Here is a 25,774-nt window from a genome sequence, read left to right as displayed (position 1 = left end):
CCTTTCGGTTCGCTCAGCTAACTGTTGCCGCAAGTGCATCGCGGACCCACGCATTGTTTTCATAAGAAGTGCGGCGCAGGTTCAAGCGGGCTTGTGAACGAGGTCCTTGGTTTTTAATAATTTTTTTGAATTCTGACCAATCTGGCTGTTGGTAAACCCATTCTTTGTTTTCTTCGTCATAATGCATCGTCGGATCTGGAATAGTTAATCCGAGTGATAGAATACGCGGAACATATTTATCAAAGAAAGCCTGTCGTAATTGTTCATTTGTTTTTGTACGGATTTTATATTTAATTGTTACATCTTGTTTAGATGAACCAGTTGTATCTTTACTTGCTGGACCAAAGAACATCAGGAGGGCATCCCACCAACGATTTAATGCATCTTGGATCATGGCTCTTTGTTCTTCTGTTCCTTCTGCAAGTGCCATAATGATCGCTTCACCGTGCTGCGCGTGGAAGACTTCCTCTGCACAAATGCGTTGAAGAGCTCTTGCATACGGTCCGTAAGAAGCACCTAGCATGTTCGTTTGCGTGATAATCGCTGCACCGTCAACGAGCCAGCCGATCAACCCGGCATCTCCCCATGTTCTTGTATCCATATGGAAGACGTTATGGAATTTCAAATCACCGTTGAACAAATCCTGCATTAAGTCGCCACGGTTTTTGCCGTAAGGTTTCAACAAGTCTTCTGCTACCCGAAGAAGAAGCTGTCCATGTCCCATCTCATCCTGAACTTTCGCCATAATGCCAAGTTTTCTATGAAGGGAAGGGGCTTTCGGCACCCATTCTTTCTCTGGAAGCGCTCCCATTATTTCGCTAATCCCATGCATAGAAATTAATTTAATGAGGGCCATGCGATACTCTTCAGGCATCCAGTCATCCGCTTCAATCTTATCTCCTGCCTCAATTCGCTGGGTAAATTGTTCTAACTTCTCTTCTTCCGTCATCATTGTCAGGTTAGACATTGTCTACTCCTCCTTTAATTCTATCTCCATCTCTAAAATCATATATAACAGTTTTATAACGTAATTATAATTTATTGTTATACATAATGCAAATATATTCTGAATAATTTTATTTAAAATTTTTTTCAGGCTGTTCTCATGAGCTTTGTTATCATTAAAAAGCTCTGTTGATAATCAAGTGTGGGTTTGCATGCCACGGCGTTGAATGACATCCTTAAATTCTCACTGCACGAGATCATGCGAAATGCAGGATGGAGGAATCTTCACGACTTCTGTTCCAATGACCTATCTAAAAACTAACAACAGCCTTTAACAGAGCCATAAAAAAACCGACATACATATAAACGCCCGTCTAATCGACCGGCGCTTATATGGATCATCTTATGATCAAATTATTTAATTCAGACTCTTTCAGCACAAAACGGCTGATCAGCCACTTTAATGGACTCTGTTGGACAGCCTTCTGCCGCATCCTCCAAGTCATCAAAAAACTCTTCAGGCACTTCAGCTGTTCCCTCGTTATCATCTAAAATAACGTAGGAAATACCTTCGTCATCGTAATCAAAGATATCTGGCGCGCTGGCACCACAAGCACCACAAGCAATACAAGTGTCCTGATCAACAATCGTATATTTTGGCATGATGTGATTTCCTCCTTTGTTGATTAGTGAGGCTTTAAATTATTTTGAATCGCCCATCACAGATGTACTGTGAAGCGGCTGTACTCTTGCTTTCGGGTCAATGTAAACTTTAGCATTGCTGATGGCAGTCGGCGCTTCGCCAAAGCCGCTCGCAATCAATTTTACTTTTCCTTCATACGTACAAATGTCGCCGGCTGCGTAAATGCCTGGAATGTTCGTTTCCATTCTCGAATTGACGACGATGCTGTTTTTCTCGATTTCCAGCCCCCAGTTTTTGATTGGGCCGAGGGAAGACACGAAGCCATACGTCACGACTACATCGTCCACGTCGATCACTTCTTTTTGTTCCCCCTTCACTTCTTGAAGAACAACCTGTTCAATGCGCTCTTCGCCAATCAGTTCAGCCGGCACAAACGGCGTCTTAATGTTCACGGAAGAATTTTTCATCGTTTCGACACTGTGCTCATGCGCGCGGAATTTATCACGGCGGTGGGCAATTGTCACCTGTTCCGCGATCGGCTCAAGCATGAGCGCCCAGTCAACAGCAGAGTCGCCGCCGCCGAATACTTGTACTTTCTTTCCGGCAAACTGGTTTAAATCGTTGATAAAATAGTGAAGGTTTTGGCCTTCATATTTTTCTGATCCTTCAAGCTCCAGTTTTCTTGGCTGGAACGCTCCGTTTCCGGCTGTAATAATAATCGTTTTCGTAAAGTGAGTGCCCGCATTCGTTGTGAGCTTAAAAACACCGTCTTCCTGTTTTTCCACTTCTTCTACCGCTTCTTCGAGGCAGATAGTTGGGCTAAACTGCTCCATTTGTGCTTTTAAGTTATCGACAAGCTCCTGTGCTCTCACTTTTGGAAAACCGGCTACATCATAAATATACTTCTCCGGGTAGAGAGCGGACAGCTGGCCGCCGAGCTGCGGAAGGCTTTCAATGACTTTGCAAGACATTTGTCTCATCCCTGCATAGAAAGCTGTAAATAATCCAACAGGCCCTCCTCCGATGATGGTAACGTCAAAAATTTCCTGGTTGTCAGACATTCTGTATTTCCTCCTTAAATCTTGTGATTCCCTTATTATACGCCTACCGTATCAGAATTTCTCAAGTCAACGATTCGGATCGCTTTCCCTTCTGATCTAGGAATCGCTTTAGGCACATTGAAGACAGTATTCATGGACACCAGGCATGTAGATTTCATTAAATGCTGAATTTCCTTTTTCATTTGCTGAATGCGGAGATGAGTTAAATCTTCTCCAATCTCTTTATATAATTCGCCTTCCACTTCCACATGAAGCTCCACACCATCCATTGTGCCTTTTCTAACGAGGTGGATTTGGTAGTGTGGGACAAGTCCTTCAATTTGAAGAAGCACACGCTCAATTTCTGATGGGAAAACGTTCACGCCGCGGATAATGAGCATGTCATCTGTGCGTCCTTTCACTCTAGACATTCTCACTGTTGTCCGGCCGCACTTACATTTTTCTCTTGTAATTGAAGCAAGGTCACCCGTGCGGTATCTGATCACTGGAAACGCTTCCTTTGTTAAGCTTGTAAATACAAGCTCTCCCACTTCTCCTTCAGCAACCGGCTCAAGTGTATCCGGATTAATGACTTCAACAAAGAAATGGTCTTCCTGAACGTGAAGTCCGTCTTGTGCTTCATAACATTCAATGGACACACCAGGTCCCATAATTTCGCTTAAACCGTAAATGTCAACCGCTTTCAAATTAAACGTTTCTTCGAGCTTAGTGCGCATTTCTTCAGACCACGGCTCTGCGCCAAAGATTCCATATTCAAGGGATGTCTCTTTTGGATCTAGACCCATCTCTTGCATTTTTTCAGCAATATTTAAAATGTAAGATGGCGTACCACAAATGCCTCTCGGTTTAAAATCTTCAATGACTGTAATTTGTCTTTCCGTGTTTCCGCCTGAAATTGGAACCACTGCTGCGCCGAGAGCTTCTGCACCATAATGCAAGCCAAGGCCGCCGGTGAATAATCCGTAACCGTAAGCGTTATGGAAAATATCTGATTTCTTTCCACCTGCCGCTGCAATGGAACGGGCTACTACTTCACTCCATACTTTGATGTCATTTTCCGTATAGCCAACAACGGTCGGTTTTCCGCTTGTACCAGACGATCCGTGAATACGAACAACTTCTTCCTGCGGAACAGCAAATAAACCAAATGGATAGTTGTCTCGCAGATCCTGTTTTTTCGTAAATGGCAGCTTGACGATATCATTTAAACTTTTAATATCCTCTGGAGTAATCCCAAGCTCTTCGAATTTTTTTCTATAAGCGTCAACATTGTTATAGACTCTTTTAACTGTTTCCTGAAGGCGTCCAAGCTGTAAGCTTTCCATTTCGGAACGCGCCATTGTTTCAATTTGTGGATTATACATGTGTAGCCCTCCAATTGCGTAATATATAACTTTTGTTTGGAAATTGTCACCCGAATATTCATAACGATTTTAATACGGAGTTCAAATAATAGTAATATAATTAAATTTTAAAATTTGAACGGCTACTTGTCAATAATAATTTCTGAAAATTCATATTTGAACTTCTGGTTTGTATATTCTTTGCATTCAGATTTGTTAGCGTTTCCATTTTTCCTTTATTCTTAGACACTTCATTTCCTATAACTACCAGCTTTTTTATATTCCTTTATGATCAAGAATGCTCTATTTTTCTCACAAACTATCAACTATTTAACAGAAATATTTGAATTTTTAATTTACACATACACAATGCTGTGGTATTTTTGTTTCAAGATTTATAAGCGCTTTCATATGTGTCGTTTTTAAATCGTAGTATCACTTATTGTTATGAATTGAACGAGAAAGGAGGCAAGATTATTTCTTGCTGCTAAGGTTTTTATTTAGGCAGCGCAGTAAAGAACCACAGCGAACTTATTCTATTATACATCCTCGATAAGGAAAGGAGCCACAAAATGAGTGCCTTATCTCAAAAAGAATACAATTCTACAGGAACTCTAGCAAAAAAACCGAACTACTCAAAATTAACAAAAGAGGTAGATTTTCAAAATCTCATGAAGAAAAAGAAATCATTCATTCTACCAGCGACTGTCTTCTTCCTCGTTTTCTATTTCATGCTGCCTATTTTAGCCGCTTACACAAATATTTTGAAAGCAGATGCATTTGCTGGTCTTACATGGGCCTGGGTATATGCACTGGCACAGTTTATCGTCGTTTGGACAGCCGGGATTGTTTATATAAAGAAATCTGCTCATTATGACAATCTGGCCGCAGCCATCTTAACGAAAAATAAGGGGGAGTTGGATACATGAGCGTATTATCATTGACTTTATTTCTAGCGATCATCTTTTTAACTCTTCTCATCACGTATCTCTCTTCTAAGAAAACAAAAAATGCAAGCGACTTCTATACGGCCGGCGGCGGATTAACAGCTTGGCAAAATGGATTGGCTGTCGCCGGTGACTTTATGTCTGCGGCCTCCTTTCTTGGTATTACCGGCGCCATCGCCTTAATCGGTTTCGACGGATTTTATATGAGCATCGGCAACCTTGTCGCTTTCTTATTTTTATTATTTCTCGTATCAGAACCATTGCGCAACTTAGGAAAATACACACTTGCTGATATGATCACTGCACGCTTTAATTCTAAAAAGGTACGTGGAATGGCAGCAGTGAACACACTAGTCATTTCGATTTTTTACATGATTGCTCAGCTTGTTGGAGCTGGCGGACTTATTAAACTTCTTCTCGGTATTGATTACTGGCTGTCTGTTTTGATCGTCGGTATTCTTATGACGATCTACGTTATTTTTGGTGGAATGACAGCGACGAGCTGGGTACAGATCACTAAAGCAGTACTCCTGCTCTGTGGTTCGTTTATTTTAACGTTTATCGTTTTTGCAAAATTTAATTTTAATGTAACATATATGTTTGAGCACGTAAAAACAGCGACGCCGCTTGGCGAGAAGTTTCTTCATCCAGGAAATAAGTACACAGATGCACTTGATATGATTTCTCTTAATATGTCACTCGTATTAGGGGCTGCAGGTTTGCCGCATTTACTTGTCCGCTTTTTTACAGTAAAAGATGCCGCAACCGCCCGAAAATCAGTTGTCTATTCTACTTGGTTTATCGGGGCTTTCTTTATCATGACGATTTTCCTTGGCTTTGGCGCAGCTGCATTCGTCGGCTTTGATAAAATTGTAGCAGCTAATCCGGCAGGCAACATGGCCGCTCCTCTGCTTGCACAAATCGTTGGCGGCGAGTTTTTATTCGCCTTTGTTTCTGCCGTTGCTTTTGCCACGATTCTAGCCGTTGTTTCAGGGCTTGTCTTAACGTCTGCTTCCGCTTTTGCCCATGATATTTACGGCCAAATCATTAAAGGCGGCAGCATGACAGAAAAAGAGCAAGTGCTCGTTGCCCGGATTGCTTCCGTTGGAGTAGCCATTATTTCCATTCTACTGGCTATTTTTGCCCAAACTTTAAACGTTGCGTTTTTATCCGTATTGGCGCTTGGCATTGCAGCGAGTGCAAACCTGCCTGTTATTTTGTGCACCATTTACTGGAAACGTTTCAACGCTGCAGGTGCGATTACCGGTATGTTATTCGGCCTTGTCAGTTCCGTTGTTCTCGTTCTTTTAAGCCCGAATGTATGGAATCCAGTCCCAGGAGCCGCTATTTTTACAGGCGATCCGATTTTCCATATGGCCAATCCGACTATCTTCACGGTGCCGCTCGGCTTTCTTGGCGTCTACTTAGGAACCATTCTTTCTCGTGAAAAGGCAAATGAAGAAGCGTTCGCAGAAGTCCTGTTCAAATCTAACACAGGCTACGGCATTAGCTCTGCAAAAGATCATTAATGAAAGCAGGTGATGAAGTTGACAAAACAACTCGATGAGCAAGAAATTCACGAGACACATTACGAGAAAATCAGGGAAACATTGAAGAATGAACCTTATGCTAATCATTTAGGCATCAAGCTAACAGAGCTGGGAAAAGGAACAGCTTCAGCTGAAATGCACATTGAAGAGCACATGCTAAATGCTCATGGAACCGTTCATGGTGCCGTCATGTTTGCCATTGCCGATTATGTGTTTGCCGCAGCAAGCAATTCCTACGGTAAAGTATCTGTCGGCTTATCAACAAATATGAACTTCATGGCTCCCGGCCGTAAAGGTGCTGTTTTAACCGCAACAGCGACCGAAGAAAAGAAAACTCGGCGAATTGCTTGGTATCGCATCACTGTCGAAAGCGAAGGAAACCTCCTCGCCACAATGGAAGCCACTGTATACCGAAAAGACCAATATTTCGTTCCGATTGGTGAAGAGTAAAAAAAGAGAGACTGGCAGCTTGCCAGTCTCTTTCTTGCTTTTCACGAAAAACTCCTTATAAAGGCAGTCGGCTCCGCTTTCGTTCCATCCAGCTCCGCCTCCTTGGGGCTCGAGGTCACAAGCCATTCCGTCCAGAAGGTTACAGAACAACCTTCCGGACGGCTTGTCTTGTGCTTGGGGGCCGCAGGATGCGGGTCATGCAGACGTTGCTACAGGACGTAGCGAACTTAGTCTGCGTTCCTCGATGAACAGTAGGCTCCGCTTTTGTTGTTAAAATACTTCAGTCCATTCTTCACGCTTTGACAGCATATAACGAGCCAGTTCTTTTGCTCCTTCAAGGCTATGGCTAGCTGCCCAGCCACACTGTACTTCGTTGCAGGCAGGAACTTCTGTCGCTTCTAGTACATCTTGCAGTGTTGCTTCCACAATGCGTAAAATGTCCTCGTAATCGTCGTGGTTAATGACAGATAAGTAATAGCCTGTCTGACATCCCATTGGGCTAATGTCGACAATTCTATCCGAGTGATTACGGCTAAATTCAGCCATCATATGTTCAAGTGAATGAATGGCGGGCATCTCCATATGCTCTTTATTCGGCTGAGAAAAACGAAGGTCGTACTTATAGATCTGATCGCCATTTATCCCTTCTTTTTTGCCGGCAAGCCGGATATAAGGTGCTTTTACTTTCGTATGGTCCAGATTAAAGCTTTCTACGTTCATTTGTTTTTGATCTGCCATTGCGATCGCTCCTTTATCAGAAAGTTGTCCTATTCTATTATATCAGGTATCTTGTCCGTTTTGGCTACTTCATCGCAGACAAAGCAGTTTGCTTCCAACCGTCTTTTTCTTTGTTAAATTTCATGATTTGCCGTGTTGTTTCTTCTACTTCTTTTCCTGACTGCAAATCTTTTGTGATAGATTTCATTGCGACAAATATATAGGCTTCTTTTTTCTTATCATCATATTTAATAATGGCTGTATGTTGCGGCGCCATTTTCGCATCGAATGTCTCAAATACCCTCTTTACATAAGCGCGCTCCTCATCATAATTGCGTTCTGTATTTTTAGATATCGTATCCATGTAGGCATCCAGATTTTTTCCATTAAAGGCATCTACATGCCGAGCGAGTGTCTTCATTAATTCTTCTTTTTCCTTAGGAGGAATATTATCCGCATCTTCAATCGGCTGAGTCACAGTCGGCTGTTTTGTCTCGGCCGGCTGATCAGCTGCTGGCTTCGGTTCTTCTATTGTTTTTGATGGAGCTGGCTTTTCGTCTTTTGTTTCCTCATTTCCACATCCAACTAGGAGAACGCCAACTAGCAAAGCAAGCCCTATTAATCTTATCCTCAACGTCTTCACGTCCTTTCTGCCCTATTGTATGCTATAATCCCTTCTCCTCTCAACTATCGTACTTAGAAACAGGGAATCCCGAGGTACGAAATCTTTTTTTATGTATCTCATAACCCTTTATAAAAAGCACCGCTTGGATACTTGAAGCGCATCCAAACGGTGCTTCTCGATTAATACGGACGATAAGGATAGTAAGGATAATGGTGATAATGGTGATAATGCGGATAGTGCGGGTAATATGGATAATACGGATAGCCTCCAAAAAAAGGGCTTCCACCATAATACGGATATGGACGCGGACGGTAACCATACCCGAAGCCGTATGGCGACTGACGCATCATCTCTTCCTCAGCCCAGTCTGTCATTAGTTCAGTCTCTTCAGGATACATACTGTTTTCCTCCTTTTAATCGAAAACTCCCTACATCCTATGCAATGAACTCGCCTAATGCTAACCATTTATCTCGTTCTAAATGCAACAACCTGTTTTAACAAAAAAAGCAGCAGACATAAACGTCTGCTGCTTTACATTCTAAACAAAGCTTGTACAAAACAATTATCTAACTTCTACCCAGCCTTTTTTAATCGCTGTCACAACGGCCTGCGTACGATCGTTAACATTCATTTTTTGTAAAATATTGCTAACATGGTTTTTTACTGTTTTTTCACTGATATACAGCGCCTCACCGATAGCACGGTTGCTTTTTCCATCCGCAAGAAGCTGAAGTACTTCACATTCCCGACGAGTAAGCAAATGAAGCGGGCGGCGTACTTCTGTTTGTTGGAAACCCTTTCCTTTCCCTTCATCATTAGCAAGACGGCGGTAGTCAGAAATCAAGTTATGTGTAACACGTGGATGCAAGTAAGAGCCACCATCCGAAACCACTTTGACCGCTTCAATTAATGCGTCTGCATCCATTTCTTTCAGCAAATACCCCATAGCCCCAGATTTTAAAGCATGGGTCACATAATTTTCATCGTCGTGGATAGAAAGGATAATCACTTTCGTATCTGGGAATTTCACTACAAGTTCACGTGTCGCTTCTACACCATTTACCTCTGGCATATTAATATCCATTAAGACAACATCTGGATGAAATTGTTCAATCAGATTTACGGCATCTTTACCGTCGTCCCCTTCAGCTACTACTTCAAAAGATTTTTCAAATTCTAAAATCCGCTTAACCCCTTCACGGAATAATTGATGGTCATCAATAATAACGATTTTCGTTGTCATTCGTCTTTCCTCCCTTAATCGCTCTTACTCTACAATCGGAACGCGGATCATAACGAGCGTTCCGTCATTCGGCTTGGAATGAATAGAAAGGTCGCCTTCTAGCAATTCAAGACGCTCTTTCATCCCCATAATGCCGAATGAACTTGATTTTTTTTCTCTTATATCAAAACCCCGGCCGTTATCTTTAATAACAGCCAGCACTTGATGTGCTTTTATTTCCAATTTAACGGTAATAGACGAGGCCTCTGAATGCTTCAGCGCATTTTGCACAGATTCTTGTATGAGACGAAACATGGCCACTTCCAATTTGGATGGAAGACGTCTTTCATCTCCCATGTTTATAAACTGAATTTTTGTTTGCTTATTTAATGATTGAACATGCTCTTCAACGGTTGCTAAATACTTTTTCAATGTTGGAACAAGACCAAGATCGTCAAGAGCCATTGGACGCAAATCATAAATAATCCGGCGGACTTCATATAAAGCGGAACGAACCATCTGTTTCATGTTACGAATTTCCTTAAATGCTTCATTCACGCCCCGCTCTCTATACAGCCGCTCAATTAAATCAGATCGAAGCAGCACATTCGCCATCATTTGAGCAGGGCCATCATGTATTTCACGCGATAACCGTTTCCGCTCTTCTTCCTGCGCCTCCATGATTTGCAAGCCGAATTCTTGTTTTAAACGAGCATCCTCCAATACTTCGCCGATTTGCTTCATATCTTGTGTTAAATAATTTAAGACAACAGATACTTGGGAAACAAGATGTTCTGCTCGGTCAATTGTCGATTCGATAGTCGACAGCCGTCTTTCCAGATCGTTTCTTTTCTCAAGTAATTGCTTCTCCTTTTGTCTCGAAACGAGCAGCGTCACTTGTAGATCGTGAGCTTTTTCGTATGCTTTCCGGACCGCCTCTTCAGAATATGTATGAAAATTTCGGCTCACTTCTGATAATCGGTTTCTTGCTATTCTAACCTTTTGTTCTAAATCATCCTGCTCAGCAATCAAAGTATGTACTTGAATGCGAACTTGTTCGAGTTCTCCAAGCAAAGATTCATAATCGCGTCTGCTCTGCTCAGCAATCGCAAATAATTCTCCTTTGCTTTGGTCTACTGTTACAATCATTTTTCTTAGAATGGTATCTAAAAGTGATGTGTTGGCATTCTTAGCAGCCATTAGGCAATCCCTTCCTCGACAATCCTATTTTACCTTCATTTCATCTGTATCACTATGATGAGGATAGGCTTTTGTATAAAATCCCTCTAAAAGACCTTTTAAAATTAAAGATATTGGCAAATAAAGGTATATTTCGAACTAAATCTTTAATATGTTTTTTTCATCCCATTAGGTCCTCTTTACCACTTTAACCTGACTTCCCTATGATTATACACATTAAGGATGCGTTCATTATATCATGCCTAAATTTCCTACACATTAAAGTTTAATTACTATTGCGTTAAAAAGATTTCCGTTTTACGTATAAAGATATTATCGCTTTGCTCCTTTTCTGTTTTCATATATCATAAGAATGATTAGTACCCATTTTCCTGTCGATTAAACCTATTATTTTAGAGATTTTTAATTTTTATTGGAGGAATGAATCTTGCTCCCTTATTATTATACAGTTAAAGGATATGGTGAAGAGGAAATCACCATCCAAAAATCACGCTTTATTGCCTACGTCAATCGCGCAGAAACCGAAGAACAAGCGCAGCAGTTTATTGCTGACATTAAGAAAAGAAATTGGAATGCGACGCACAATTGCTCTGCCTATCTGATTGGTGAAAAGGATCAGATCCAGAAGGCCAACGATGATGGAGAACCAAGCGGCACTGCCGGCCTCCCTATTCTTGAGGTATTAAAGAAACGCGGCTTAAAAGATACGGTTGTCGTCGTAACTCGCTATTTTGGCGGGATCAAACTAGGAACAGGCGGACTGATCCGCGCGTACGGAAAATCTGCTTCAGAAGGGATTAATGCTGCTGAAGTGGTTGAACGCCGGCTTATGCAAATTATGGAAGCATCACTCGATTACACGTGGCTTGGTAAAGTGGAAAATGAGCTGCGTTCATCTGTTTATACGATTAAAGACATTCATTATCTTGATAAAGTAACAGTAGAGACGTTTGTTGAGGAAAGCAAAAAGGAAGACTTCACTAACTGGATGATAGAATTAACGAATGGGCAAGCCCAAATAAAAGAAGGTTCTCTCCTTTATCAAGAGAAGGTTGTCAAATCTTTGTAAATTTTTAAGAATTGGCTTAAAAATTAAATTTACGCCCATTGCATTTCATAGTAAAATAGTACTTGGCCTTTGGAAAATTACAATTCAATTATTGAATGTAATGATTCTCTGCCATATTACTCTATTAAAGGAGCTACAATTTATGTCATCAGATAGACAGCGTTTGCAAAGGCGCAAGAGACAGAAGCGAAAGCGCCGCATTGCATTCTTTATCCTATTGCCTATCGTATTTCTTACATTTACAGCTGCAGGTTATGGTGCCTTTCTATACAAAAAAGCAGAAACGATTTTTACCGGATCTTACATGGACGATGGCCGCAAAAAATCAGATTTACGGGACGCGAAAGTCCATCCAATTAAAGATAATATTTCCATTTTATTTATTGGAATTGATGAAAGCGATGTACGCACGAAGGAAGATAAGTCGCGCTCAGATGCTTTAATGCTGGCTACATTAAATGTAAAAGATAAATCCATTAAATTACTTAGCATTCCACGTGATTCATACGTATACATTCCAAAAGTCGGCTACAAAACAAAGATCAACCATGCCCATGCTTATGGCGGGCCAAAAGCTACCATCGATACAGTAGAAGAATTACTAGATGTACCCGTTGACTACTATGTTCGCATGAACTTTTATGCCTTTATGGATGTAGTCGACGCATTAGATGGCATTAAATTTAATGTTCCGTATAAATTGTCAGAAAAGGATTCTAATGACAAGCATAATGCAATCCAGCTTGAGCCTGGTCTCCAGGAATTGAACGGAGAAGAGGCGCTCGCTTTGGCACGTACGCGACATTATGACAGTGATATTGAACGCGGCAAGCGTCAGCAACAGCTATTGCGAGCCGTTGTTAAAAAAGCCACTTCTTTTAACTCGATTACGAAATACGATGAAATTCTGGAAGCAGTCGGCTCTAACATGACAACAAACATGACATTTGGTGAAATGAAGGCCCTCATTAATTATGGAAAATCAGGAGACATCGATTTTGAATCCCTTACTTTAAAAGGGACAGATGACAAAATGTCGAATGGTGCTTATATTTACCGTCTCGACGACGAAGAGCTTGAAGTCGTTAAACGCAAACTTGCCCGTCATCTTGGGCTTGATTAAGAAAAAGATCCATCCCTGTTGCTTTAAAGCAACGGGAATGGATCTTTTTTATTTATTTAATTCTTTTTGACACGAACGCGCATAAAGTTGAGCAGCGGTTTGTAGTTAGAGCTGACAAGACCGATGCTTTCAACGAATAACTCAATGGCAATCATGATAACCGCCATCATAATAAAAGCTCCCCAAATGGTTGCCATGGAGAAAATGACAGCCGCTAAGCCGAACATAGAAGCAATCGCATAGATGATAACAACGACCTGCTTGTGAGTATATCCCATCCTCAGCAAGCAGTGATGAAGATGCGATTTGTCCGGAGCCGATAAAGGCTGTTTGTTCACTTTTCTTCTAATAATCGCAAAAAATGTATCAGAAATCGGTACACCGAGAATAATAATTGGGATAATTAGTGAAATAACGGTAATATTTTTAAAACCAAGCAAGGAAAGGACGGCAATAATGTAACCAAGAAACAAGGCGCCTGTGTCTCCCATAAAGATTTTAGCCGGGTGAAAGTTGTAACGTAAAAAGCCGAGCGTGCTTCCTAAAACGAGCAAAGCTACACTCATTACGTACACATCACCTTTCATAAAAGCCATCAGGCTGATCGTCAAGAGCGCAATCGACGAAACCCCCGCTGCTAGCCCATCTAATCCGTCGATTAAATTAATGGCATTGGTAATCCCAACAATCCAAAGAATGGTTAACGGTACACTAAGAAATCCAAACTCCATTTCGCCGCCAAACGGCAAAGTAATGAACTCCATTTTCACTCCACCGTATAACACAACGACTAGAGCAGCAAGCAGCTGGCCTCCAAGTTTTGCTTTTGCCGATAGCTCAAATCGATCATCTAACATGCCGGTCACTATAATAATGAAGCCTCCCACTACGATCGCAAAATTAAATGGCGACTGTGGTTTCAGCAAAAACAAACCAATCATAAAGCTAATGAATATCGCTAGCCCACCCATACGAGGCATAATCTTTTCATGGACCTTCCGGTGGTTGGGCTTATCCACTGCCCCAACAGCTATTGCCATCTTTTTAACGAGCGGAGTGATCACAAGCGATAATAAAATACAGATCACAAAGACAAGGGAAACCATGAAGTACCTCCTTCAGCTATATACAAACACGTTTTACATTGTAGGTTCAATAAAAATTGGCGGTGATTAAATAAATATTACCCGCTTATTTTATGTTCTCTCATAAATTCATTTCCCTTCAACATTATAATGGCAATTTAAAATAACTTCCATAAAAAACAAGCAAAAATTCACTAATCCAACGCGCAAATGAGGACTATTCTTGCCCGCCAAGCTAGCTGAAAACGTTCATTTTTCAAGATGTGGAAGCAGGCAAGCAGCAAAGAAAGCAAGCGTTAATCTGCAGCCTGTAATTTTTCTTTTTCCTGCTTTTAAGATTTTTTAAACGTCTTTGTTTTTGGATTTTAATAGAAAAATTGTTTTGTTTTTACAACGTTTTAGATATATTAGTCATTCCCCTCTACTTTTGGTAAAATAGAATAATGATTCATGGTCCCAAACTCACATAATTGAAAATTCTCCAAGGGAGCGTACAGATAGATGATTTCGTTTTTTAAAAAGCTGAGTGACTCGAACGATCAGCGATTAAAGAAATATTACAAAATAGTGGAAAAGATCAATGCCCTCGAACCTAGTTTTGAAAAGCTTTCCGATGAAGAATTAGCCCATATGACCGTTGTCTTCAAAGAAAGACTGGCAAATGGCGAAACAGTTGATGACATTAAAGCTGAAGCTTTTGCTATTGTCCGTGAAGCGTCTAAACGCGTGCTCGGCATGCGTCACTATGATGTTCAATTAATTGGCGGCATGGTATTAACAGAAGCGAATATTGCCGAAATGGCAACCGGAGAAGGAAAAACGCTTGTTGCTTCTTTGCCAAGCTATTTGCGCGCCTTGGAAGGAAAAGGCGTACATGTCATTACGGTAAATGATTATTTGGCAAGCCGTGACCGGGAGACTATCGGTCCACTTCACGAATTCTTGGGTCTGTCAGTCGGGCTTAATTTGCCGATGATGGATCCAACTGAAAAACAAAAGGCTTACCAGGCCGACATCACATATGGTGTCGGGACAGAATTCGGCTTTGATTATTTGCGCGACAATATGGTATGGCATCCTTCGCAGCGTGTGCAGCGCCCGTATCATTTTGCTATTATCGATGAAGTCGACAGCGTCTTAATTGATGAAGCCAAAACGCCTTTAATTATCGCTGGCAAAATGCCCGCAAGCGCTGACCTTCACGTCATTGGTTCGCGCGTCGCTAGCCGCTTCGTCAGGGATGAAGATTATCATCTTGATGACGAGACAAAAGCTGTCAGCTTAACAGAACAAGGGATCGAAAAAGTTGAAAAAGCATTTGGCATCGACAATTTATATGAGCTAGAGCACCAAACCTTGTACCATTACATGATTCAAGCAGTGCGTGCCCACGTCATGTTTGAACGCGATGTGGATTACATCGTAAAAGACGGAAAGATTTTGCTCGTTGATATGTTCACTGGCCGGACAATGGAAGGAAGGACATTAAGCGATGGGCTTCATCAAGCTCTTGAAGCAAAAGAAGGCTTAGAAATTACAGATGAGAATAAAACACAAGCCTCCATTACAATTCAGAACTATTTCCGGATGTATCCTCATCTCTCCGGCATGACTGGTACGGCCAAAACAGAGGAAAAAGAATTCCAGCAAGTCTATAACATGCAAGTCATTCAAATTCCGACGAACCGTCCTAAGCAACGGATCGATATGCCGGATAATATTTATGCAACCGAAGAGGCAAAATATAAAGCTGTCACAGCTGAAGTAATAAAGCGGCACGCTAACGGTCAGCCGATCCTTGTCGGTACGACTTCTATCCTTCAGTCTGAAAAAGTAGCTGAATATTTCAAAGAAGCCGGCTTATCCTTTGAGCTGCTTAACGCCAAAAGCGTCGAGCAGGAAGTTGAATTAATCTCAAGATCCGGTCAGAAAAATCACATTACAATTGCAACCAACATGGCAGGCCGCGGTACAGATATTCTCTTAGGGGAAGGAGTCGCCGAACTTGGCGGACTTTTTGTACTAGGAACGGAACGTCATGAAAGCCGTCGGATTGATAATCAGCTTAAAGGGCGCTCTGGCCGTCAGGGTGATCTAGGAGCGAGCCAATTCTTTATTTCACTTGAAGACACCATGTTCCGCCGTTTTGCAAAAGAAGAGTTAGAAAAGCTTGAGAAAAAGCTGCAAACAGATGAGAATGGCCTTGTTCTCAATAAAAAAATGTCTGAGTTTGTAGATCGTGTACAGCGCATTGTGGAAGGAGCAAACTTCTCTATGCGTGAATATAATTTAAAACTCGATGACGTTATTAATGAGCAGCGTGGTATTATCTTCGGCTTGCGCAATAAAGCAGTTGACTTAGACGAGCACTTTGACCGTTTCCTTTCTATCATGAAGGAAGCTGTTCAAGACGAAATAAGCCGGCTGTGCCCAGAGGACGAGCCTTCAGATGAATGGCAGGTAGATCAGCTTGCCGGTAATCTTAGTGCTTTGTTAGGCAGCCATCCCGTTCAGCTGCCTGAGGAAGTAATAAGCAGAAAAGAAATTGGGGAAATCGCGGAACAGGCTGTATCGGCCTATGTTGAACAGTTAACTGCAGCATACGAACCAGAATGGGATCAGTACATTAAGCGGATCATCCTTTCTACGATCGACCGTCTTTGGGTCGAACATTTGGAGAATATGACGCGTTTAAAAGAAGGCATTGGCCTTCGCTACTACCAACAGGAAGACCCAATGAGAATTTACGCACGTGAAGGCCTTCAAATCTTTACAGACATGCATCACCAGCTCCAAAAAGAGATCGCTATTCAATTCGGCCATCTCGTTAAGGACTTAAATCATAAGGAGTTGCCATAACTATGTTTTCATTTTTTAAAAAGAAAAAAAGTGATTCAGATAACTTGAAAAATGATGGACGCGAAAGCGCGATCGCTTCTAGTGAACTAACAGATAGTGCAACAGCAGAATCAGCTGAAGAAGTAGAAACGGAACTTTCGCTTCATCCAGCATCCAATGTACCGAAAGAGCAAATGTACGTTCTGCGCTTTTTGAACAATGAGCTCCCTCCCCTAAAAGCGAACCAGCTGTCGTTATCTGGTATTGAGTGGGATGAACAGCTAGCAGGCTTAGCCGTTTCCGCCTTTGTGCGTAATTCGGTAGACAAAGGAATTAAACTTGGCGATGTGCCGCTTTTATTACTCAACGAGAAAAATGAAGTAAAAGCAAGACATGACTTTAACTTAGCTGAAGTAGGTGAAATCCCAGCTAAAAGCAGCCGTCCATGGACATTTATCTTTCCAGCCTCTTCAGTCAATCAGCAAGTGGCGCTTGAAAAAGAAAACTGGACATTGGCATTTGACTTAACTTCAAAAGAACATAAACTGGACTTAGCCGATTCTTGGGAAGAGGCGTTGCCGGAAGAAGAAAAAGAAAAGCTGCAGCAAATTGTTCAGCAGCTCGGTGCTCCTGGGAAAGATGAATTGAATTTTACTGGGTTGCAAGCGAAGCTGGCGGAGGACAGCAAATTTCATGTTACGGTTCTTATTCGCAATGGCTATAATCGTCTGATTAACATTGAACAGCTGCCGCTGCAAGTATTGGACAGCCAAAAACAAGTGATCGCCGAAGGGCAGTTCAACTTGGGCAGCTTGGAGATTCAACCAAATACAACGAAGCCTTGGTCTTTTATTTTTCCAAAAGAACTAGTAAAAAATGAAACTCCTGATCTTTCAAGCTGGAGTGTACAAGTAAAAAACAATTAATTGATTCATGTTAAAGCTGCCACTACCATCGGCAGCTTTCTTTTATACACGGGAATAATTAGGTTGTGCGCAAGAACAAGGAATACCTTCCTTATGACAGCATCATTTACATAACGATTGTACAAAGTTCCCCCTTAAAGAAGCGTGTTGTTTTTTCAATCGTTAATCGCAGCTACAATCAACAACCAAGTTATAAAAGAGCTTAATAAAAAAAGAAAAAAGCATCTGCTCATCAAGAGCAGATGCTTTCAGGCCATCCAACCGTTGCCACTTTATTATTTTCAAATTACAAAACAGAAAACTATACTTTTATTGTACCATGTCTCCACATTTCTACAAGAAATATTTTCATTTAATGGATATATTATCTGAAAGAAAAACTGTTTATGCTCTATCCTTGCTAGCGGAAGGACTTGTTTTCTATTTCACACGGCTTAGAAATGCAGTGAGCATCTCTCGCATTACTTAATAAAATCTCTTAAAGCTGTCAAACCGCTGTTTAAAATAGGCGTTGTCTAAGCTTGTGATCGTAATGCCCTGCGAGGAGCTCGCCTGGATAAATTGGTTGCCCCCAATGTATATTCCCATATGAGAGATACCCTGTTTGTACGTGTTTACAAAGAAAACAAGATCACCTGCTTGCGGCTTGTCCACGTAGTAAGAGCGGCTATAGTAGCCATCCGTATTCGTTCGGGGAATATTTTTTCCAGCTTTATTAAAAACATAGTAAATAAAACCGCTGCAATCAAAGCCTGAAGGTTGAGCGCCTCCCCACACATACGGAATACCGAGATGTTTTTTCGACTCTGCGATTAAGGCAGCAACCGAAAAAGGAGCATTAGAGAATTCCGGTTGGCTTGACGGTGACTGTCCAGCACTTGTTTCTCCACCTGTAACTTTCAGTTTCTGTCCGACGAATATAGAATCTGATGTTAAGTTATTCAGCCGCTTCAGCTCAGCCAAGCTCATATTGTATCTTTTGGCAATCAAGCTTAACGAGTCGCCGCTTTTCACTGTATACGTTCCTGTTGCAGAAGGATTTGTTACGGGCGAAGACGGCTTTGGTGTTGTTGGTGCCGGTGCAGGAGGCGCTGGTTGACCGCTTATTTTTAATTTTTGACCGACGAAGATAGCATCTGACGTTAAGTTATTGAGTTGTTTTAGCTCCGTTAAGCTCATTTGATATTTTTGGGCAATCCGGCTTAGCGAATCGCCGCTTTGTACTGTGTACACCCCGGATGCAGCCGGCTTCGTTACGGGCGAAGACGGCTTTGGCGCTGCCGGTGCAGGAGCTGGCTGCTTAGCCTGTCCACTTACTTTTAACGATTGGCCGACAAAGATTGTGTCAGCTATTAGATGATTCAGCTGCTTCAATTCAGCTAGACTCATTTGATACTTTTTAGCGATCGCACTAAGTGAATCGCCGCTCTTTACTGTGTAAGCTCCTGATGAAGAAGGCCTTGTCACAGTTGGAGACGGTTTTGGAGGTTGCGGCGCTACAGCAGCCGGCTTTCCATTTACCTTTAATTTTTGGCCTGCGTAAATAAAATGAGACGTCAGCCCGTTTAATTTTTGCAACTCGGCAACAGTCATACTATGTGCTTTTGCAATGGCACTAAGCGAATCACCGCTCTTTATCGTATACGTGCTGACTGAAGCCATTTTAACGCTTACGGCTGATGGTTCTCTTCCCGGAGCTGCCGGACTGCTTATCTTTAGCTCTTGTCCAGCATAAATGACATTATCTTTTAATCCATTTAATTCCCGCAATTGAGCATCATCCATTTGATATGCTTTTGCGATAGCCCCCAATGTGTCGCCACTGTGAACGATATAGATTCCTGTGGCTGACGTTTGCCTTGCAGGTGCCTCTACTGCAGGCTTGGCTGCTCTCGTATGGGACTCAGCCTCAGGGAGCGGCCGCTGAACAGCAGCTGACTGGCCGGCCGCTGGTTTTGCATATACTTTTAGCTCCTGTCCAACATAAATCGTTTGATCTCCGAGATGATTCAGGCTTGCTAATTCAGTTTCTTTCATTTGATAAAGCTTTGCAATCGAGTAAACTGTTTCTCCAGCTTGAACAGTATGTGTTCTTTCTGAAGTCGCTACAGTATTTCTGGAGACTTGCAACACCTGATTTTCCTGAAGCTGATCCTTTTCCAAATGGTTTAAGGCTTTGAGCGTATTAACATCCATTTCATATTGCTTAGCAATACTGGACAATGTTTCACCGGGTTTGACGACATGCTGTTCAGCTGCATGAACCATCGTGGCTGCCCCGGTGGAAAAAAAAGCAGCAGTTGATAGCGTAAATAGTTTTTTTCTCATCACAAACCCCTTATTACTAGATTGAATCCGTTTCAGGCTATTGACAAACACTCACTTTCTTCATTGCTCGTTTGTCTATAGCAGCCACTCCGCTCCTCACCAAGCTTCACCGTGGCTTAACAAACGCTTTCAATCAGCCTAGCAGCATGAACAATAAACTTTTATCTGCAGCCTGCAACGGACCATCCGTTTTCTCTTTTTATCGGTTATTTTTCATTTTTTTTAATTTCGACAGCTAGCTTTCTACATGTTACTTCTACAACAGGCAAAAATACCCTTCTTAAATATGAAAAAAGCCGCCGAAAAAACGAGAGTCTTCGTTTTTTCTGACGACTAGTTAGTTGTTTTAAGAGTTCATTTCTTTCCACTTAAGAAAGATTTGTTTGCTTATCCCAATAGCTGCCTTACTTCCCCCTGCTTCTTCTGCTCCTTCTACCATAAGGGCCATGATAAAGGCGGGGTTTTGCTGATCATACGCCACAAAAAGCCCATTTTCTTTTCCGGTTGTGCCTTGTTCCATTTTTATTTCAGCTGTGCCGGTCTTGCCGGCAATTGCAAAGCCCGGTAAATCGGCTTCTTTAGCCGTTCCTTTTTGGACAACAAGCCGCAGATCTTGCTTTAACAAATCAGCTGACTCTTTGGAAAGAAGGTCTTTTTTCCACACTTCTGGTTTTGCTTCCGCATAAAGCTGAGGCTTCATGATTACGCCATCATTGACAATTGCATTATAAGTGGAGGCAAGATGCAGCATGCTTGTTAGCACTTCTCCTTGGCCATACCCTGTATCGCCGAGCAAAATTTCTTTATCTAGCGTCCCGCTATTAGAGATCTGCGATGCCCGTATCGGATAGGCAAACGGGAATTTTTCTCCCAAGCCAAATGAACGAAGTCCGTTTGTCATGTTGTCTTTCCCCGCTTCAATGGCGGTTTGTGCAAAATAAATATTATCAGAGTAGATAAAAGCCTTTTGGAGATTTACCGGTTCACCTGGATCTTTCACCCTTGTGACGGAATAGCTGCCCCACGAAGCATCCTTTTGCCACTTCAGCCCTTTAATCGGCCGTTCTTTTGCCGGATCAAGCGTGCCTGCTTTTAACGCAATGGCTGCTGTAATTGGTTTAATGGATGAGCCAGGTGCATAAGTAGCGGCGAAACGGTTTAAAAGCGGTTTAGCTGGATTATTTTCAAGCTGCTGATAACGACTGCTTGATACACCGAGAACAAACTCGTTCGGATCGAAGGCTGGAGAGCTTGCTAATGCCAATACTTCACCGGTTTTTGGATTAACAGCCGCCGCAGTTCCAGGCTTTCCTTTAAATTGCTCATACATCATCTTTTGCAGTTCAGCATCCACGGCCACTTTTATGTCTTTCCCGTTTTTCGGAGCCTTTTCTGCAACCGTTATCGGCTCACCCTTCTCTTTTTCAATGTAAATTTTTTTGCCGTCTTGTGCCCGAAGCTGATCTTCCAATAATTGCTCTAATCCCCGTTTTCCTACTTTATCTTGTGCACTATATCCTTTTGACTTTAGCTTCTTGAGTTCTTCGCTGTTAATGTCGCCAATATAGCCGGTTAGATGTCCAAGCGCTTCTTTATATGGATATTGGCGCATTGTTATTTCTTCTGCCGCCGCTCCTGGTATCGCCCGCAGCTGTTGCAGCTTTTGTTCCTCATAGGCGGATAATTCTTTTAACGGGACAAAATAGCCCGGCTGTACCCAGCTTTGCTGCAGCTGCTTGTCAATAAATTCCGTTGTCACACCGAGCAAGCTAGCTAATTTGCTTTTAGCCGCCGAATTATCATCTATTTCGCCAGCTTGGACTCCGACTGAGTAACCATGGCCGTTAACAGCTAGTGAGTTGCCATTGCGGTCAAAAATTTGGCCGCGGCTGCCTTTCGTTGTCTTGATTCGAATCTTATCGCCTGCCTCCATTTGAGGAAAGATATAAGAAGCGTCCCAATCAATAAACCAAGCCTCTTTCTTATCTACTTCTTCCTTTTTCAAGACGGCCTTCTTTTCAAACGAAACAGGTCCTGCACTTGTATCCATTTTTACTTTGATCGGAAGAACCGCTTTGTCCCCTTTCCAATCTTTTTCTTCTTTCGCAAGTGAGGTTACTTTTATATTTTTTACTCCTAAACTTTTATAAATCGTTTCATAGCGGTCTACATAATCCTTTTCTTTCACTTGTTTTTTGCTAGAAGGAGCGACATAGCTTTTATACATCTCTGCAAACTTTTCATCGTTCCAAAGCTTTGTATACTCGCTTAGCCGTTCTTCCGGTGAAGCTAGTTTGTTACAGCCGGCTAGACTGAAAAGCAGTACGAGCAGGCCGGTTAAAAACAAATATTTCTTCATCCTTTCACCCCCGGATTTACATTCAGCGGATCTTTCACTGCCTCTTCTCTTTATTATAACAAACATCGCATCAGACAAAGTTTATTTTAGAGGTTCTCGTTCACTAGCAGCTGCGGAAGGAGACAAGCTTCTTCTAAGTTTATTGGTAAACTTTATTCTCTAACTATCAGGCTAGTTGAAAACGGGTGTCTTTCAAGGCGCAGACAGGTGAGCAACGAAGAAAGCGAACGTTTGCCAACAGCCTGAACGCCAGACACTTAAGTGCCTGGCGTTGTTTGTTTTGCGTGAGAGACATAGCTGTGCAGCACCATGCCAATCACGATTAAAATCATCCCGATCATCGAAATCGGGGCTGGTAAAGGGGCAGCGAGCAATACCATTTCTCCGATTACCGCAAATAACACTTCCAATGATTGCGTTGCTTCTACTGCTCCTAGCTTACTCATGTTGCCTCTGACAAGGTCAGTCGCTGCAAAAAACAAGACCGTTGCAAACACGCCCGAAAAGAGGGCTACAAGACCTGATTGGACGACTTGGCTTTTACTCGGCCATCCATCTGTGTAGACAGCAATACCTGATAAAATGAGCCAAAAAGGCAAACTCGCCAGTGTCATTCCAAGTACACGCTGATAAGCATCAAGACGGTTAGAGCAAACATCCATCATTTTACGATTGCCGAGCGGATAAGCAAAGGATGCAATAACAATTGGCACAATACATAGTAAAACAGCCTGCAATGACAGCTGACGCGCCTGTTCCGCCTGCATAAGAGCGACACCAGCCAATATAATAAGTGACATGGCAAGGCCTCTGTATGGGATTTTCCCTCTTACTCTTTTCGGACCGCTTGGCGTTTGAATCGTTATGTAAAAAAGCGGTACTAGGAGTGAGCCGGAAATAATGGTCACTTGCCATGTGCCTGCAATAAGCCATCCAGGTCCGTAAGCGGCTGCAAAACAAAGCGGTGCATAAAATAAACCAAACCCTATAATGCTCCAGAGCAGCCAGGCAGAAGGGCTTCTTCTCATTTCAGCAAATAGCGAACCAAAGCCTTTTCTCCAGCCGACAATGATGGCAAGCAACGGCACCATAAACAAATAGCGCAGGGAAGCACTCCACATCCAATTGCCTCCCTCCGCCTCCATCAGTCGATTTAACACAAATGTAAAAGCAAAGAAAAAAGCAGAAAGTACACCTAACACAATTGGTCTCATCCAAAATCCCCCAATGACAATCAAACCTTCCTGCCCTCACTATAACGTATCTTTAAATTTGCACGCAATGAAAAATTTTCAGAAAGTGAACGGCTTAGCGCTTTACAGCAATGAGGGACTGACCCCTAGTGCTATAAAGCGCTGGGGCCAGTCCCTCTGTTTTCATTATGCCCAGTAGGCGAGTGAGCGTTTTTTCATCATTTCGCGATTTTGTTCTGTCGTTTTAGTGAGGACTTGTTCTGTTGCCATGTCAACGATGACACCATATCGGCGGATCAGGTCTAATTGATCGATTTCACCGCTGCGATATTTAGCGATAACACTGTCCATATCTTCTTCGAGCCAACCGGCACGCGAATCGCGAATAAATTGTCTTTCTGCTTTTGTTGCTTCCTCATCAATTTCAAATAAATCAATCTCTCTATCAATCTCGCGAATGACGACACCATAGTCTTTTTTCGCACGTTCAATCGAAACATATTCATCAATAACATCCTCGAGCACCGCTTTTGGATCACGCTCGAGCGGATCACCAAGTCCGCCTCCGCCTGCCGATGGTCTTGTGAACGTATCACCTTTTTTCAATTTAATGTTCGAGAAAATGGCACCTAAAAATTTTCCATCTTCTGTATCTTTATTTAACCAAGCACCATGCGGAGTAGACGGAAGCCCGCCAAAGATTCCCCATGTTACAGAACGGGAGCGGTCACAGCAATAAGACATCACGGTGTCATTTGCATCTGTTAGAATCCCGCCTTTTTCGACCCCACAGCCGCCGCGGAATTGTCCCGGACCTGCCGAATCTGTTACGATTTCATGTTTCGTTGTAATAACCGGAGAGAGACGCTCCTGTCCTTCACACGGCTGAATGCTCAGACCTACGCCAAATACTGGAGATAATGCGTTTGCTCCGTCACGCTTATCACGGCCGCCATGTCCGCCTGCCATCCAGTCGTACCACATGAAGTAATTGTCATAGCCTTGACGCTTATCCCAGCCGCCAATCAATAAATACTCTAAGTTGAACGAGCAGGCAAGGGCGCGCTCTGGCATAACGTGAGACCAAAGTTCAAAGCAGGCATTCATAATTTTTTCATAAGCACCGGAACAGAAACCAGTTACAGCCACTGGCCATGCCGCATTAACAACTGAATTTTCCGGCAAGTCCACATGCACGACACGATAGAAGCCGGAGTTTAACGGAATATCCGGGAAAAAGGTTTTCGTACCGGCATAAGCAGCAGACAGCGAAGAACCAAATGCTGAGTTCAAGAAACAGCCGATATAGTCATGGGAACCAGCTAAGTCGTAAAAGATCTCATCACCTTTAATGGTCATTTTCACTTTAATTGGGATGAGTCCATCACCTGCTTCAGGATCCATGTCAATATAATCCGTTGTCTCCCACTCCCCGTCTGGAAGAGCAGCTACTTTCGCCCGCGCCAGGCGTTCTACGTAATCCTGCACCTCCGCAAAAGCGGTTAAAATGGTATCTAATCCGTATTTTTCAACAAGAGCCAACAGCTGTGTCTCACCTGTTTTTGTCGCTTCTGTCTGAGAGCGCAAGTCGCCGAGACGCTCTTCTGGCAGCCGCATGTTGGAAACAAGCACGTTCGCTACATCGTGCAAATATTCGCCCTTTCTCCAAATACGCAGCGGAGGAATTCTTACCCCTTCTCCGTAATGGTCTTTTGACGTAATATCAAAAGAGCCCGGCACAGAACCGCCCATATCTGCCCAGTGACCGTTCAGCTGCATGAAAGCAATCAGCTTATCTTCATAAAATACCGGACGAATGACACGTGTATCGTTAAAGTGTGTACCGCCGCGATACGGGTCATTGACGATAAAAACGTCTCCCGGATGAATATCATCGCCGAAATCCTCGATAACAGCTTTTGCTGTTAAATGCAGTGTGCCGACGTGAACAGAAATATCTTGCGTTCCCTGCATCACTGTATTTCCTTCTGCATCACATAAAGCGGCACTAAAATCACGGTTATAAATAACGAAGGAATAACAAGTTCTTAATACTTGCTCAGACATTTGGTCAACTAAGTTGACAAAACCATTTTTTAAAACCTCAAATGTAACAGGATCTAATTGGCTTTCAAATACTTTGCTCATA

At 42.5% G+C, this 25,774-nt stretch carries 21 protein-coding genes; 7 read left to right on the top strand and 14 right to left on the bottom strand.

Translation table 11 applies throughout. The annotated features are described in order from the left end of the window. Nucleotides 1–13: 13 nt before the first annotated feature. From paaA to paaK, 4 genes are all read right to left on the bottom strand, one after another. The gene (gene paaA / locus A8F95_RS09615; protein WP_065410305.1) at nt 14–967 is read right to left on the bottom strand and encodes a 1,2-phenylacetyl-CoA epoxidase subunit PaaA; all 954 of its coding nucleotides are present in this window, start codon (nt 965–967) and stop codon (nt 14–16) included. A gap of 401 nt (nt 968–1,368) precedes the next feature. After that, on the bottom strand, nt 1,369–1,608 hold the full coding sequence (locus tag A8F95_RS09610) for a ferredoxin (protein WP_049664961.1): 240 nt from the start codon (nt 1,606–1,608) through the stop codon (nt 1,369–1,371). A 39-nt stretch (nt 1,609–1,647) separates the two neighbouring features. Further along, entirely contained in the window at nt 1,648–2,649 is a 1,002-nt protein-coding gene (locus tag A8F95_RS09605; protein WP_065410304.1) for an NAD(P)/FAD-dependent oxidoreductase, read from the bottom strand. Nucleotides 2,650–2,684: 35 nt separating this feature from the next. Continuing rightward, a complete protein-coding gene (paaK, locus tag A8F95_RS09600; protein ID WP_065410303.1) occupies nt 2,685–4,013 on the bottom strand; it encodes a phenylacetate--CoA ligase PaaK in 1,329 nt (442 codons plus the stop codon). A gap of 551 nt (nt 4,014–4,564) precedes the next feature. Here paaK and A8F95_RS09595 point away from each other — a divergent pair. The 3 genes from A8F95_RS09595 to A8F95_RS09585 are packed head-to-tail and all read left to right on the top strand — an operon-like array spanning nt 4,565 to nt 6,939. Continuing rightward, a complete protein-coding gene (locus A8F95_RS09595; RefSeq protein ID WP_065410302.1) occupies nt 4,565–4,921 on the top strand; it encodes a DUF485 domain-containing protein in 357 nt (118 codons plus the stop codon). After that, nucleotides 4,918–6,468: a solute symporter family protein gene (locus tag A8F95_RS09590; RefSeq protein ID WP_065410301.1), complete on the top strand. Its 1,551-nt coding sequence runs from the start codon at nt 4,918–4,920 to the stop codon at nt 6,466–6,468. Before A8F95_RS09595 ends, A8F95_RS09590 begins: the two co-directional genes overlap by 4 nt. A 12-nt stretch (nt 6,469–6,480) precedes the next feature. Continuing rightward, nucleotides 6,481–6,939, top strand: coding sequence for a PaaI family thioesterase (locus A8F95_RS09585; protein WP_065410300.1), 459 nt, complete (start codon nt 6,481–6,483; stop codon nt 6,937–6,939). Between the two features lie 270 nt (nt 6,940–7,209). Here A8F95_RS09585 and A8F95_RS09580 read toward each other — a convergent pair whose 3' ends face one another. The 5 genes from A8F95_RS09580 to A8F95_RS09560 all read right to left on the bottom strand — a co-directional run bounded on the left by A8F95_RS09580 (nt 7,210) and on the right by A8F95_RS09560 (nt 10,704). Beyond that, nucleotides 7,210–7,677 (bottom strand): S-ribosylhomocysteine lyase, encoded by a 468-nt coding sequence (locus A8F95_RS09580; RefSeq protein WP_065410299.1) that lies wholly within the window; start codon nt 7,675–7,677, stop codon nt 7,210–7,212. Between the two features lie 64 nt (nt 7,678–7,741). After that, nucleotides 7,742–8,290, bottom strand: a complete 549-nt coding sequence (locus A8F95_RS09575; protein WP_141676255.1) for a hypothetical protein — start codon at nt 8,288–8,290, stop codon at nt 7,742–7,744. Nucleotides 8,291–8,460: 170 nt separating this feature from the next. Next, nucleotides 8,461–8,679, bottom strand: a complete 219-nt coding sequence (locus tag A8F95_RS09570) for a hypothetical protein (protein ID WP_065410297.1) — start codon at nt 8,677–8,679, stop codon at nt 8,461–8,463. A 165-nt stretch (nt 8,680–8,844) separates the two neighbouring features. Next, nucleotides 8,845–9,525, bottom strand: a complete 681-nt coding sequence (locus tag A8F95_RS09565; protein WP_065410296.1) for a response regulator — start codon at nt 9,523–9,525, stop codon at nt 8,845–8,847. A 24-nt stretch (nt 9,526–9,549) separates the two neighbouring features. Beyond that, nucleotides 9,550–10,704: a sensor histidine kinase gene (locus A8F95_RS09560; RefSeq protein WP_065410295.1), complete on the bottom strand. Its 1,155-nt coding sequence runs from the start codon at nt 10,702–10,704 to the stop codon at nt 9,550–9,552. A gap of 427 nt (nt 10,705–11,131) precedes the next feature. On the opposite strand from A8F95_RS09560, the gene A8F95_RS09555 reads away from it, so the two are divergent. Together A8F95_RS09555 and A8F95_RS09550 are read left to right on the top strand one after the other, a co-directional pair. Then, entirely contained in the window at nt 11,132–11,773 is a 642-nt protein-coding gene (locus A8F95_RS09555) for a YigZ family protein (protein WP_065410294.1), read from the top strand. Between the two features lie 142 nt (nt 11,774–11,915). Then, the gene (locus A8F95_RS09550) at nt 11,916–12,896 is read left to right on the top strand and encodes an LCP family protein (RefSeq protein ID WP_065410293.1); all 981 of its coding nucleotides are present in this window, start codon (nt 11,916–11,918) and stop codon (nt 12,894–12,896) included. 56 nt (nt 12,897–12,952) lie between these two features. Here the strand turns inward: A8F95_RS09550 and A8F95_RS09545 are convergent, their stop codons facing one another. Beyond that, nucleotides 12,953–14,002 carry a glycosyltransferase family 4 protein gene (locus A8F95_RS09545; RefSeq protein ID WP_065410292.1) on the bottom strand — a complete coding sequence of 350 codons (1,050 nt, stop codon included), beginning with the start codon at nt 14,000–14,002 and terminating at the stop codon, nt 12,953–12,955. A 480-nt stretch (nt 14,003–14,482) separates the two neighbouring features. On the opposite strand from A8F95_RS09545, the gene secA2 reads away from it, so the two are divergent. Then, a complete protein-coding gene (secA2, locus tag A8F95_RS09540) occupies nt 14,483–16,840 on the top strand; it encodes an accessory Sec system translocase SecA2 (protein ID WP_065410291.1) in 2,358 nt (785 codons plus the stop codon). 2 nt (nt 16,841–16,842) lie between these two features. Then, on the top strand, nt 16,843–17,745 hold the full coding sequence (locus A8F95_RS09535; RefSeq protein WP_065410290.1) for an accessory Sec system S-layer assembly protein: 903 nt from the start codon (nt 16,843–16,845) through the stop codon (nt 17,743–17,745). A 465-nt stretch (nt 17,746–18,210) separates the two neighbouring features. Here A8F95_RS09535 and A8F95_RS09530 read toward each other — a convergent pair whose 3' ends face one another. The 4 genes from A8F95_RS09530 to A8F95_RS09515 all read right to left on the bottom strand — a co-directional run bounded on the left by A8F95_RS09530 (nt 18,211) and on the right by A8F95_RS09515 (nt 25,773). Further along, a complete protein-coding gene (locus A8F95_RS09530; RefSeq protein ID WP_065410289.1) occupies nt 18,211–20,073 on the bottom strand; it encodes a C40 family peptidase in 1,863 nt (620 codons plus the stop codon). A 346-nt stretch (nt 20,074–20,419) separates the two neighbouring features. After that, nucleotides 20,420–22,432: a penicillin-binding transpeptidase domain-containing protein gene (locus tag A8F95_RS09525; RefSeq protein ID WP_065410288.1), complete on the bottom strand. Its 2,013-nt coding sequence runs from the start codon at nt 22,430–22,432 to the stop codon at nt 20,420–20,422. 257 nt (nt 22,433–22,689) lie between these two features. Beyond that, nucleotides 22,690–23,646, bottom strand: a complete 957-nt coding sequence (locus tag A8F95_RS09520; protein WP_065410287.1) for a DMT family transporter — start codon at nt 23,644–23,646, stop codon at nt 22,690–22,692. A gap of 165 nt (nt 23,647–23,811) precedes the next feature. Further along, nucleotides 23,812–25,773 (bottom strand): hydantoinase B/oxoprolinase family protein, encoded by a 1,962-nt coding sequence (locus tag A8F95_RS09515; protein ID WP_065410286.1) that lies wholly within the window; start codon nt 25,771–25,773, stop codon nt 23,812–23,814. Nucleotide 25,774: the final 1 nt, after the last annotated feature.

The organism is Pseudobacillus wudalianchiensis (genome assembly GCF_001685015.1).
Classification (GTDB): Bacteria; Bacillota; Bacilli; order Bacillales; family Domibacillaceae; genus Pseudobacillus; species Pseudobacillus wudalianchiensis.
The sequence above is the reverse complement of the archived record's forward strand: the minus strand, read 5'-3'. Positions and strand labels throughout refer to the sequence as shown.